The sequence below is a fragment of the Proteus vulgaris genome, assembly GCF_016239305.1.
Taxonomy (GTDB): Bacteria; Pseudomonadota; Gammaproteobacteria; order Enterobacterales; family Enterobacteriaceae; genus Proteus; species Proteus vulgaris_C.
The window spans coordinates 1-12,684 of the sequence record NZ_JAEHOQ010000007.1 but is presented as its reverse complement, the minus strand read 5'-3'; the positions used below and the strand labels follow the sequence as shown (position 1 = coordinate 12,684).

General features: G+C 38.4%; 10 protein-coding genes. 3 read left to right on the top strand and 7 right to left on the bottom strand.

The annotated features are described in order from the left end of the window. Positions 1-54: 54 nt before the first annotated feature. Both dcuC and metC read right to left on the bottom strand, forming a co-directional pair. Positions 55-1,422 (bottom strand): C4-dicarboxylate transporter DcuC, encoded by a 1,368-nt coding sequence (dcuC, locus tag JEP40_RS06665; RefSeq protein ID WP_198622934.1) that lies wholly within the window; start codon positions 1,420-1,422, stop codon positions 55-57. A gap of 34 nt (positions 1,423-1,456) precedes the next feature. Then, complete coding sequence (gene metC / locus JEP40_RS06660; RefSeq protein WP_198622933.1) at positions 1,457-2,632, bottom strand: cystathionine beta-lyase; 1,176 nt, start codon at positions 2,630-2,632, stop codon at positions 1,457-1,459. A 404-nt stretch (positions 2,633-3,036) separates the two neighbouring features. Between metC and purB the strand changes: the two genes are divergently transcribed. Together purB and JEP40_RS06650 are read left to right on the top strand one after the other, a co-directional pair. After that, positions 3,037-4,404 carry an adenylosuccinate lyase gene (gene purB, locus JEP40_RS06655; RefSeq protein WP_198622932.1) on the top strand — a complete coding sequence of 456 codons (1,368 nt, stop codon included), beginning with the start codon at positions 3,037-3,039 and terminating at the stop codon, positions 4,402-4,404. 79 nt (positions 4,405-4,483) lie between these two features. Continuing rightward, positions 4,484-5,872, top strand: coding sequence for an MmgE/PrpD family protein (locus JEP40_RS06650; RefSeq protein ID WP_198622931.1), 1,389 nt, complete (start codon positions 4,484-4,486; stop codon positions 5,870-5,872). Between the two features lie 60 nt (positions 5,873-5,932). Here the strand turns inward: JEP40_RS06650 and fabZ are convergent, their stop codons facing one another. From fabZ to JEP40_RS06635, 3 genes are all read right to left on the bottom strand, one after another. Further along, complete coding sequence (fabZ, locus tag JEP40_RS06645) at positions 5,933-6,358, bottom strand: 3-hydroxyacyl-ACP dehydratase FabZ (RefSeq protein WP_198622930.1); 426 nt, start codon at positions 6,356-6,358, stop codon at positions 5,933-5,935. A 187-nt stretch (positions 6,359-6,545) separates the two neighbouring features. Next, positions 6,546-7,427 carry a dihydrodipicolinate synthase family protein gene (locus JEP40_RS06640; RefSeq protein WP_198622929.1) on the bottom strand — a complete coding sequence of 294 codons (882 nt, stop codon included), beginning with the start codon at positions 7,425-7,427 and terminating at the stop codon, positions 6,546-6,548. A 74-nt stretch (positions 7,428-7,501) separates the two neighbouring features. Then, a complete protein-coding gene (locus JEP40_RS06635; RefSeq protein WP_098943808.1) occupies positions 7,502-8,410 on the bottom strand; it encodes a LysR family transcriptional regulator in 909 nt (302 codons plus the stop codon). A gap of 255 nt (positions 8,411-8,665) precedes the next feature. Here JEP40_RS06635 and dinG point away from each other — a divergent pair, with 255 nt between their 5' ends. Beyond that, positions 8,666-10,774, top strand: a complete 2,109-nt coding sequence (dinG, locus tag JEP40_RS06630) for an ATP-dependent DNA helicase DinG (RefSeq protein ID WP_198622928.1) — start codon at positions 8,666-8,668, stop codon at positions 10,772-10,774. 68 nt (positions 10,775-10,842) lie between these two features. On the opposite strand, the gene dps is transcribed toward dinG, so the two are convergent. Together dps and rhtA are read right to left on the bottom strand one after the other, a co-directional pair. After that, a complete protein-coding gene (gene dps, locus JEP40_RS06625; protein ID WP_198622927.1) occupies positions 10,843-11,349 on the bottom strand; it encodes a DNA starvation/stationary phase protection protein Dps in 507 nt (168 codons plus the stop codon). Positions 11,350-11,624: 275 nt separating this feature from the next. Continuing rightward, entirely contained in the window at positions 11,625-12,515 is an 891-nt protein-coding gene (gene rhtA / locus JEP40_RS06620) for a threonine/homoserine exporter RhtA (protein ID WP_198622926.1), read from the bottom strand. Positions 12,516-12,684: the final 169 nt, after the last annotated feature.

Sequence of the window (12,684 nt, the reverse complement as noted above, 5' to 3'; positions counted from 1 at the left end):
ACCCCTTAAACTCAGGAGTAAATGAGTTTAAGGGCAAGGGGTAACGCAACTTAATTAAGAATATAAAAACCAGAATGTCATTGCTAAGTTTACAATAGCCGCGACAGCCATAGGAATGGCGGTACGTTTAACTATTTGGAAAGGTGAGACATTCGCAATACCCGCAATGGCAACAATGGCGGCGGTAATTGGTGAAACAGTACGACCAAAGCTTGTCATTATTTGCATTGGTAAAATTAAGGTAATGACATCTACTTTTAAGAAGGCAGCAATTTTTGGCGTTAAGGCTGCAAATGAGAAGAATGCAGCATTACCTGAACCCATTAAAAAGGCTGCTAATGCAAGAATGGCACTCATTACAATAATCATAGCTGCAATGCCAAAACCTGCATCTTGAGCAGAGCTAATTAATGTATCGACGGCACCACTTTTAAGTAAACCATTGGCAAAGAACTCACCAGATACAATTAACGATACCACTAAGACAAATTGCTTACCCATTCCTTCAAAGAACAACATAAAACTATTCATTACCGCTTTTGCATCGCGTAAGCGAACATATTCAAAAAGAAGCGCAATTACGGTACTAATAATCATTGCCGTGGTGACTTCTAATTTAATATATGGGTGTAGTAAAGGACTGAAGCCGATAATCAGAATTAAAGGGATCACAGGTAATAAGGCATAAGACAGTGGAATTTTATTGCCTTCTTCTTTTACGGCATCAATTGTTGTTGGGTCAAAAACAAAACCTTCACGTTTATCCCACCAGCGTTGAATAAAGAAGTGAGTGATCGCAACAGCAATAATAATAGGGATAGTGATAGGTAACTGGTGCTGAACAAAATAGACGGCAGGTTCAATATCTGCTGTTTTTGCCGCCATAATCACGTTACCAGAGCCGGGACCATGGTCGATAAATTGGCAACATCCAATAACGGCTAAAGCAGAAAGTGGGCTAATCCCAGAACGAATTAATATCGGATACATGGTGACCATTAACAGCATACCTAAACCTGCATGGCTAGGAATAAAGATAACCAAGATTTGGGTGACTAGAAATGAAATCACTAATAATAAGTAAGGTGATTTTATGGCTTTTAATGGTTTTTCAAAAATAGCAAATAAAGCACGGCTTGCACCAACGTGTTCCATATAACGAGAGAACCCCGCAATAGCCATTAATGTTAAACCAAGACCCGCAAGGCGAGAACTCATAATATCCGTGAAAATTTGGAAAACATCAAAATACTTAAATTGGGTAGATTTATTTTCTGGTAATAACGGATTAAGATCGAGAGAAGCGGTTAGGAGCAATAGTAACAAGCCCCCGAGTAATAATACTGGCTGAGGTTTATAACCCCGCGCCAGTAAATAAACCACCAACGCTGTTACCAGCGCGGCAATGATTAAACCTGTCATAGTGAATTCCCCGGTAATGATGCAATATTTTTTGTTATTGGTTTAATGCTGAAAAAGCCTGTGTAATATCTGCAATGAGATCGTCTGTTGCTTCAAGGCCGATATGTAAACGCACAAAAGGGCCATGACCTTCACGCCAATTAGACGCTGTTCTTGCGCCAACAACATTGGCGGGTAATGCAAGGCTTTCAAATCCGCCCCAAGACGCGCCAATACCAAATAGTTCAAGCGCATCAATAAATTGCTCTGATTGTTTTGTGGTAAACTCTTGTTTAAATTCAATAGTTAATAGGCCGTTACTGCCTTTGCAGTCACGTTTCCATAAATCATGGCGAGGGTGATTAGGTAATTCAGGGAACCACACTTTTTCAACTTCAGGACGTGTCTCTAACCACTGTGCGATAGCCAGAGCTGATTTGCCATGAGCGGCAATACGTTGACCCAGTGTTCTCATTCCGCGAAGTACTAGTGCGGCATCATCAGGGCTGCTGGCCTGGCCTAATGCTTCAGGTAAAGCACCAATTTTTTCCCATGCCTTTTCATTCGCAACCATAATGCCCATCATCACATCAGAGTGACCGCATAAATATTTAGTTGCCGCGATAACAGAGACATCAGCACCGAGTTCTAGCGGGTTATAAAGCCATGCAGAGCCCCAAGTATTATCAACACCAACAGGAATATTTCTTTCATGAGCAATACGACAAATTTCAGGCAAGTCGAGCATTTCATAAAGAAGTGAACCTGGAGATTCGACAAAAATAAGCTGTGTATTTTGCTGAATTTTTTGCTCAAAATCTGAGCCATCTGTTTTAAAGAAACTATAAGCAATGTTATTGGGTTCAAGGAAAGCAGATGCGATTTTACGTACAGGTTCATAAACAGAATCTGCAAATAAAACATGTCCACCACTACGCGCATATCCCATGATAGTTACAGCGATAGCTGCCAATCCAGTAGGGAACAACTGCGCACGATGTCCACCTTCTAACTCGGTCACTAACGCTTCTAATGCAAAAGCGGTTTCGGTACCTCGAGCGCCATAACTTAATACACGTTCTGTCGCACGACGATCACGCACTTCACGCCAACTTTTAATTGAGTCAAAAACAATAGTGCTGGCTCTCATAACCGGTGGATTAATCGGTCCAGAAGTTTTAATTTCTTGGCGTCCACGGTGGATCAATTTTGTTTGTTTATTTTGTTTCATTATTAATATCTCCAAATATAGAAATAGAGTTCCCCGGTAATTAAATAAAATGATTAATTACTGTTTGCGCTTATTTTGTTTCTATTATTTATAACAAACTTATTTATTTTTAAAATAGCTATTTTCTAAAAATGATGATCTTCCTCTAACTTTTTAGCATTAATTATTCTAATTAAATCTTAAATGTTATTTAAGATTCAAAAGTTATAACTAATAAATAAAGAGTTATTTATAACATATTGAATTAATGTTACTTTTTAATTGATTAGAAATATTTGAATTTAGATTAAAATTATCAAAGTGTTTTTTTTGAGATTATATTGCATAAATAAAATAACAATCTAACAAGTCGTTTGATTAAAAAAACGATTTTTTTATTATTTTTTTTAACAGGGGAAATAATTATGGGAACCAGCGTTTTTGATTCAGTTTTATTAAAGAATTTATGGTCAACAGAAGAGATGAGAACTATTTTTTCTGATAAAACGAGAATGCAAAACTGGCTTGATTATGAAGCTGCATTAGCGATTGAACAAGCCGAATTAGATTTGATCCCGAAAGAGGCAGCAAAAGTTATTGCAGACACAGCGAAACTTGAAAAGCTCGATATGGATTATGTATTAGAACAAGTGCGCCTTACTCGCCATCCATTAGTGCCAACAATTCGTGGTTTAGAACATGCTTGTCCAGAGCATTATGGGGAATATGTTCATTTTGGTCCAACAACACAAGATGTTATTGATACTGGTCTTGTACTACAACTAAAAGACGCTCATCATACTTTTTTACGTGATATCAAAGTATTAGGTCGTGCATTGCTTTCATTAAGTGAACAACATCGCAACACGCCAATGGTTGGACGTACATTAGCATTACAAGCTTTGCCAATTACGTTTGGACATAAAACCGCAATTTGGTTAACTGAATTAGCGCGTCATTATCAACGTCTTAAAGAGATTGAACCTCGCTTATTTGTTGGCAGTGTTGTCGGTGCGGTGGGTACAAAGGCTTCTTTAAGCGATAAAGCTGATGAATTAGAAGCCCGTGTATTAAAACGCTTAGGTTTAGGTGTACCTGAAATTTCATGGCAACCTTCACGTGATAGATTCAGTGAATATGGCATGTTAATCGGTTTAATTAGTGGAACTCTAGGTAAAATTGCCAATGAAATTCTGCTATTAGCACATAACGAAATTGATGAATTATCTGAGCCTTTTAGTAAAGGACAAGTGGGCTCTTCGACTATGCCACATAAGCGTAATCCTGCCATTGTGGAAAATGCGGCCTGTGTGAGTAATACCCTAAAAGCGAATCTTTCTGTTTTAACGGATATGATGAAACACCAACATGAGCGTGATGGTGCAATCTGGAAAATGGAATGGAAGATCATGCCAGAAATGTGCCTGATGCTGTCTGTTATTTTCGATAATATGAAAACAGTATTAGGTGGATTAAATGTGCATGTGGAAAAAATGCGTGAAAATATGGATATTTTGGGTGGTTTTATGTTGGCAGAGCGTGTGATGTTTGCGTTATCTGATAAAGCGGGTAAACAAACTGCACATGAAATTGTGTATGAAGCATCAATGTCTGGGCAAGAAGAAGGCATAACCTTCGTTGAAGCGATTAATCGTGATACCCGTATTCGTGATCACATTACTCAAGAAGAACTTGATGCACTTTTAGATCCAACAACTTATGTAGGAAATGCGCCGGCCCAAGTTGATCGAGTTATTGCACAAACTAAAGCCTCTGGCTGGTTAAATGACTAAGTGACCTGATTGAATTCAACCTTCTACTATCTAAAAGCCGGTGAAATGCTGGCTTTTTCTTATCTATTTCGAGGTGTTTATGACATTGAGTCAGCAATTAGCCCAATTTATTACCACAACAACATTTTCTGATTTACCTGCTCAAGTTGTAGAGCGCGCTAAAATTCATTTATTAGATACATTAGGCGTTGCACTTGCGGGTAGTGCGCAACAAAGTGCGATCCAAAGTCGTCAGGGCATCGCTTTTTTACCCGATAGCCAAGGTACTATTCCAATTTGGGGCAGTTCACTCACAACAAGTACAACCGTTGCTGCATTGACAAATGGTATTGCATCACATGCATTAGATTTTGATGATACACATACCGATTCGATTACACACGGTAGTGCGGTGTTAACGCCGATTGCTTTTGCATTAGGTGGATCCATTGATGCATCATCACAAGATATTTTAACGGCGTGGGTGATTGGTTGGGAAGTGGCCGCACGAGTGGGATTAGCAAGCCATAGCGGATTTCATCAGCGAGGCTTTCATGCAACTGCAATTGCAGGTATTTTTGGCGCAACAGCTTGTGCTGCCTCGTTATTAAAATTAACACCAGAGCAGACGGTGAATGCATTAGGACTCACAGGAAGTCAAGCTGGTGGTGTGGCTGAATATCTTACTAACAGCTCTTCTTCTAAATGCTTTCATGCGGGATGGGCTGCGCAATCAGGTATTATTGCTGCATCATTGGCAAAAGGTGGAATGACTGGCCCTGAAACTATATTTGAAGGTCGCTATAGCCTTTATCAAACCCATGGTATTCGAGAGCAAGCACAACCCGAACAAGTAGCATTGGGATTAGGTGAAAAATGGGAATTTTTAAATGTTTCTATTAAGCCTTATCCTGTGTGTCATTTTGCTCATGCTACTATTGACTGTAGCCGTAATTTGCTGAAAAAAGGGATCACGGCTGATGATATTGAAAGCGTAGAGTGCGTGGTTGATCCTGTCGCTGCTGCTTTAATTTGCGAGCCACTTGAAACAAAATGGGCACCTAAAACAGCTTATGGGGCAAAATTTAGTTTGCCGTGGTTATTTGCCGCAGGATTTTTAGATAATGCGCTAACATTATCGTCGTTATCTCCAGAAAATTTACAGCGTGAAGATATTCAAAGGTTAGCGAAAAAAGTGAGTTATCGTTATCCCGAAAAAGGCGAAATTCCATTCCCAACGTATTTTCCTGGATTAATTTTTGTGACATTAAAAAATGGTGAGAAGATCACTGAGAGATTAGATATTCAATACGGTGATCCACAAAATCCAATGACTGATCAGGATGTGATCAGCAAGTTTTACGATAATGCTTCATTAGTAATGGAGGATAGACAATCGGATCAACTCGTTGAAAAAGTATTGGATTTTGAAAATGTTACTCTTTCTGAAATAACGCAATTATTGCGTATTGAAGAACTGCCCCATTAAGTTAAAAATAACGTCAATAAGATGATGATATGAAGGATTGGTTGAGCTACCAATCCTTTTTTATTGCCTTGCACACATAAATTCAGATGTACAAACAATCTTTTCACCAATGCGAACAACACCAGAAAAGCTAACAATAGTACGGCGCTGCCGGCGAAATTGAATATCCAGATGTAGCTGATCGCCTGCTTTTACTGCATCATAAAATCGTGCGTTTTTTATACTGGCAAAATAACATTGCTGGCCTTCTTCCATAGGGGAAAGATAATAATGTGCAAGAACTCCAGCTGCTTGGGCCATGCTTTCAAGGAGTAATAAAGGGGGATAAAATTCGCCAAACACAACGGTATCATTGGTGGTAATATTTTTAATTGCGATTAATTTGCCACTAGCAAGTTCAGCCGGTTCAGAAATAACGCCATCAATTAATAAGAATGGATAACGATGAGGCAATATTTCCATTATTTCACTGACGGAAATGGGCATACATTTTCTCCTCGTTATGGTGATAGAACGAACACGGTTTTGTAACAATGGTGGCTATTATTTCATTCTTATTCAATGCAGTACAGTATTGGCCTGCATTTAGAATGAGAAACTTGAATTAAACAGATAACAAAGGCCAGAATAGAGAAAAATCCAGTCTTTGTTATTTCTAAATAAGAATCGTTTATTAATCAAGGCGAGCAATAATTTGGCGCAGATCAGCCATTGCGACATCGTTTAGAGGCTCTTGAGGCAAAATAGGTGAGCCCACATCAAAACCTTGAATATTTAGAGAGGCTTTAATACATGATGCCAACGAATATTTAGTAAAAGCCTCGTTGATTTGCCACATCTCTTTTTGTTTTGCTAATGCCGTATCAAAATCACCTTTGGTGGCTAATTCATAAAGTTCTACGCATTGTTTTGGTAATACACAAGCAGGACCAGCCATCCAGCCTACGCCACCAAGTTTTAATACAAGTAGTGGAATATGTGCAGAGGCACTGAAGATTTTAACACGCTCACCAAAAGTATTGATCATGGTGAGTAAGCGACCTGTATTGCTTGATGCATCTTTAATATATTCGATATTCGGGATATAGCTAAGTTCATTAAATAAAGAGATAGGAAGAACATCACCCAAAAGCCCTGGATTGGTATAAATTGTCATGGATTTTTCAGGAAATGCTTCTGCTATAGTTCGGAAATAACCAGCTTGTGCGGTTTCACTTAATGGGTACATTTTTTGTGAAATCAGTACCATGCCATCTACACCTAGTTGGGCGTATTGTTCAGCTTGATGACAAGCATCCGCGGTTGAAAACCCTGCAACACCCGCAATAACAGGAACACGCCCCGCGGTTTGATCAACCGTAATACGCACAATTTCATTACGTTGCGCTTGAGAAAGATAAGCGTATTCACCTGTGCTACCTAACGGGCTTAAACCATGAACGCCACATGAGATCAAATGTTCGACCAATTGACGTAATGAAGATTCAAGAATGGTACCTTTAGTTTGATCAACAGGGGAAACAAGGTAAGGAAAAATGCCATGGAATTGGGTCATAATCGGTGTCCTGTTTTATGGTTTTAATATTTTATTGCTTTGGTTATCAACACTATTTAAGGGTTTGAAAATCTCTATTCTTGTTGAAGTGTAATATCAGCATGATTAATCACTTCATTTTGTTCATTTTTTAATGAATCAAACAGTATTTGTGCGGCTTTCCCTGGGCTATTAGCATTGAGATACAAGTTATAACTAATCGCAGGTAAAGGGGGTAAGCCTTCTTTTTCGCCTAAAATACGCAAATCATCGCCTGAAAGCTCAATCGAACGCGCCATAATACCTAAGCCCGCACGTACAGCAGCTCTTGCACCTGAAAGTGTTGTAGCAATATAAGCGATTCGCCAACGAATACCTTGTTGATCAAGGTGATTTATCATCATATCGCGGTATGTGCTGGGTTCATCTAATACGACTAATGGCAAGGGTTCATCAAGATCAAACCTGAAATGTTTTCCGCAATACCATAAGGAAGGGGAAACACGTAGCACAATTTTGGGATAACCCACATGTTCTTCGGTAGAAATGGCTAAATCAAGTTCGTTGTTTTCTAACATCGACATTAAAAACGGACTACGTTTAACAATGATTTCCATAATAAGACGGGGATACGCCCCTGAGAAACGTGCAAGTAGATCAGGTAAAATTGTGTTTGCCGTATCATCAGGGGAGCCAATTTTTAAGATCCCATCAATTTCTTCATGCATCAATGAAAGACAAGCTTCATCATTTAGGCGCAAAATACGACGAGCATAATTAAGAAGTTGTGTACCAGCTTCTGTCAGTGTTTTGTTTCGGCCTTGGCGAGCAAATAACTCTTTACCGATAAGGGATTCGAGTCGTTGCATTTGCTGACTTACAGCAGATTGAGTACGGCAAACAGATTCTGCGGCTGCGGCAAAGGTATTTCCATCGACAACAGCAACAAAGGTTCGGAGTAAATCAAGTTCTAAGTTAAAAATAGGGCGCTTTGCAGAGGTCATTATGGTATCTCTTAACTGGTGTTATTGTATTTAATCAAACAAAAAAATATTATTTTTTATAAGGCTATTTTTAGACATTACGTAATCAATACTCATACTATGAAGAGTTGAATTAATAATCTATAACAAAGCTCAATAATTTCGAGGCGTTATCCATTCTTTGATGAAAAAAGAGAGCAAATGAAGGTAACTACTGATTTTTATACAGTGTTATGAGACAATAGCGCCCTTCTTAAGATCAGTTACAGAGTAGTTATGTCTCTTTCTCAATCAGTCAAAAATCAAATAAGTCAGTGGTATAAAGCCCTACCAGAGCATATTGAAGGGTTTATTCCGCGTGCACCACAGCGTGAAATGATAGCTGAAGTGGCCAAGACTTTTTCTGATGAAATGGGACGACACTTAGTGATTGAAGCGCCAACTGGGGTAGGTAAAACTCTTTCTTATCTTATTCCGGGTATTGCAATCAGCCGTGACGAAAAAAAACCGTTGATTATCAGTACGGCCAATGTGGCACTGCAAGATCAGATCTTTAGCAAAGATCTCCCATTACTTAAAAAAATCATTCCAGATCTCACGTTTACGGGGGCTTTTGGTCGTGGGCGCTATTTATGCCCACGTAATTTAGATGCGATTTGTGCAACAGAAGGTGAACAAATCGACTTAATGTTTTTGCTTGAAGACAAAGTAGATGTGGCGACCAGTGCAGAAAGAGAAATTTGCCAAGAGCTAAAAAATGATTTTACCAGTTTCGGTTGGGACGGTTTGCGTGATCACCATAAACGGGCATTAACAGACAGTTTATGGCGCAAAATTAGCACCGATAAAATGAACTGCTTAGGGCGTAATTGCCAATATTATCATCGCTGTCCTTTTTTTATTGCACGCCGTGAAATTGATGAAGTGGATGTGGTTATTACCAATCACGCTTTGGTTATGGCGGCAATGGAGAGTGAATCGGTATTACCTGATGCTAAAAATCTGCTATTAGTATTGGATGAAGGCCATCATATTCCTGATGTTGCGCGAGATGCACTTGAAGTTGAAGGGGAAATTACCTTAGTTGCTCTTAATAATCAGTTGGATAATATTACTCGCCACGTTAGTCAGTATTTAGCGCAATTTATTCCTGTAAGACCACCTAAGTTGGCTGATCCTATTCGTTTTGATGCTCATATTGCTAAGTTACGTGAAGCTTATCAAGAAGTTGATACATTTACGCGTGCGTTATTACCAGAACGTAGTGAACAAGATGAATATCTGTTTCCATTAGGTGAATTACCTGAACAACTTCTATTAAGTTGCCAAACCTTATTTAAGCTAACGGATGGCTTAAAAATGTTAGGCGAAGCTATTTTGAATGATTTGACAGAGCGTACCGCAAAAGAAGATGTTGTGCGTTTACATCGTGCCATTTTAACCACCAGCAGAATGGTCGGTTATTTAGAGAATATGGCCAAATTGTGGCGTTTAGCAACATTAGAACAGACGTCAAAAGCCCCTGTATCAAAATGGCTCACACGTCGCTACGATAAAAAACAGTCTCATCTCTATTTTCATTGTGCGGGTATTCGAGTCAGCGAACAATTGACGCAACTATTATGGAAAAATATTCCTCATGTTGTTATTACATCTGCGACATTGCGTTCACTAAATAGTTATTCTCGTATTCAAGAATTAACGGGATTAAGTGAGCATTTTGATGATCGTTTTATTACGTTATCTTCACCTTTTGAACATAAAGAGCAGGGTAGATTAGTTATTCCTAAAATGTGTTATGAACCAACTATGAGCCATGAGCGCGAACATTTAAAAGAGATGGCGCGTTATTTTCGGCAAAGTATGGAAGAGAATAACCATCGAGGGCAATTGATTTTATTTAGTAGCCAACGGGCGATGGATGGCTTTTTAGAAGAAGTGAAAGATTTACGTTTATGTTTATTGGTGCAAGGGGATCAGCCTCGTTATCGATTGGTAGAAACACATTGTAAGCGTATTGATGCAGGAGATAATAGTGTATTGATAGGTTTGCAATCATTTGCTGAAGGGCTTGACTTAAAAGGCGATTATTTAACACAAGTGCATATTCATAAAATTGCTTTTCCACCTGTGACGGATCCAGTGATTGTGACAGAAGGTGAGTGGTTAAAATCACTGAAACGCTATCCTTTTGAAGTGCAGAGCTTGCCAAGTGCATCGTTTAATTTAATTCAGCAAGTTGGACGTCTTATTCGTAGTCATCAATGCCGAGGTGAAATAGTTATTTATGATAGACGTTTATTAACCAAAAACTACGGCTCGCGCTTATTGACGGCACTACCCGTTTTTCCTATTTATCAACCTGATATGCCTAAAGAGAAATAACTAAAAAGGCTACCTAATTAAAGAGAGGTAGCCTTTTCTAAGTTATAATTGAAATCTGTTATTACGAATTAATTCTCAATATTGGCTTCAATGAACCATAAGAATTTATCAAGATCACGCGATGCTGCAGTAAACATATCAGCAGTATCTTCGTCTTCAACTTCATCAATGGCTTTACGGATATCATTTGCAACGATAGCGTAACGATCAGCCAGTGCTTTTAAGTGGTCTTGTACATCGTGAATATCCAGAGGATAAGCTTTCAATGGGGTTTTCTTGCTGACAACTTGTGCAGTGCCTAATACAGTGCCACCTAATTGAACAATACGCTCTGCAAATTCATCTGTGTGCTCATTAATGGTGTCACGGAAGCCGTCAACCATTTCATGAACAGAAATAAAGTTTCTGCCACGCATATTCCAGTGCGCTTGCTTTGTGATGAGAGATAGGTCGATAAACTGCGTCACCATTTGTTGCAGTAATTCGATAGCGTGCAGTTTTACGCTGTCATCGAGATTATTACGGGTATAAAGCAGGGCTGAAGGTGTGGATTTGACTAATTTAGCAGTACTCATAATCGTTCTCCCTAAATAATTAATAAATCAATATCTTAATTTCTGTTAATCATGATAGTGAATTATTAATGGTTAGTCTTATCGATTGATACTATTAAATTGATAGGTCATCTATTAAAAAAATCTAATCTATCTAAATAGTCTATTTAGGGTAAGACAATGAGCGTAAAATAGCAATGATAGGTCAGTAAAGTTATTATTTAATAAGTAAAAAGGATCATATGATCCTTTTTAAATTAATATTTATTTCTTACTGAGTAAAATGAGTTAAATATCTATTTTACTTCCTCAATTTTGGTTTTGCTTTTCATTGTCGTTGTTGAACCAATAGAGGCTAAAACAATAAAGGCTAAGGCAACCCATTGTATTAACGTCAAATGTTCATGTAAGAAAATAATACCAATAAAGGCACCCATGCAAGGCTCTAAACTCATTAAAGTACCAAATGTTTTGGCTGGTAGGCGCGTAAGTGCGATCATTTCTAAGGTATAAGGGAATGCGGTTGATAAAATCGCAATGGCTAAAGCAACAGGTAAAATAGACCAGCTAAACATAATATCAGGGCTACTTTGTAATATACCGATAGGCACAAAAATAAAAGCTGCTACTAATGAACCAATTGATACGGTTGCCGCACCATAGCCTTTTCCTGCACGTTGTCCAAATACGATATATAATGCCCAACCCACACCCGCGCCTAAGGCATAGAGAATACCAAGTGGATCAAGTCCATGAATGTTATCACCAATAGGTAGCAATAATCCTAAGCCAGCAATGACTAAAATTATCCATAAAAAGTCGATAGCTCTGCGTGATGAAAACATTGCAACGGCTAAAGGGCCTGTAAATTCAAGGGCTACAGCAATACCTAGTGGGATAGTTTCAAGTGCGAGGTAGAAAAGGTAATTCATCGCCCCTAAAGATAAACCATATAAAAACAGTGGCATAATTGACTCGCGGTTAAATTTGAGTCGCCATGGCTTAAAGATAAAAAAGAGGATCAACGTCCCCAATAATAGTCGTAATGCCGTTACTGCTGGGGCACCAATAACTGGAAATAGGCTTTTAGCAAGGGATGCGCCACTTTGTATCGAAAGCATAGAAAGAAGCAAAAGAAGCACAGGGTAAAACACCTGTAATTTAGCTGAGTGTCTGGCTGACAACATCCTATAAAACCTCGTCAATAATCAATCGTATGTGTGCTCTGTTAGCGAGATAACAAAGGATCGCATAATATAAGATAAAATTACGAGCATTAATATAGTTATTTATTAATAAATATATTTAGTTAAATTTAGTTGAATAAACTTAGCTAAAATATAATTTAATTAATAT

Coding starts and splice junctions, on each gene's coding strand:
- dinG (WP_198622928.1), top strand. CDS start 8,666: ATGTCTCTTTCTCAATCAGTCAAAAATCAAATAAGTCAGTGGTATAAA.
- purB (WP_198622932.1), top strand. CDS start 3,037: ATGGGAACCAGCGTTTTTGATTCAGTTTTATTAAAGAATTTATGGTCA.
- dps (WP_198622927.1), bottom strand. CDS start 11,349: ATGAGTACTGCTAAATTAGTCAAATCCACACCTTCAGCCCTGCTTTAT.
- JEP40_RS06650 (WP_198622931.1), top strand. CDS start 4,484: ATGACATTGAGTCAGCAATTAGCCCAATTTATTACCACAACAACATTT.
- fabZ (WP_198622930.1), bottom strand. CDS start 6,358: ATGCCCATTTCCGTCAGTGAAATAATGGAAATATTGCCTCATCGTTAT.
- metC (WP_198622933.1), bottom strand. CDS start 2,632: ATGAAACAAAATAAACAAACAAAATTGATCCACCGTGGACGCCAAGAA.
- rhtA (WP_198622926.1), bottom strand. CDS start 12,515: ATGTTGTCAGCCAGACACTCAGCTAAATTACAGGTGTTTTACCCTGTG.
- JEP40_RS06635 (WP_098943808.1), bottom strand. CDS start 8,410: ATGACCTCTGCAAAGCGCCCTATTTTTAACTTAGAACTTGATTTACTC.
- dcuC (WP_198622934.1), bottom strand. CDS start 1,422: ATGACAGGTTTAATCATTGCCGCGCTGGTAACAGCGTTGGTGGTTTAT.
- JEP40_RS06640 (WP_198622929.1), bottom strand. CDS start 7,427: ATGACCCAATTCCATGGCATTTTTCCTTACCTTGTTTCCCCTGTTGAT.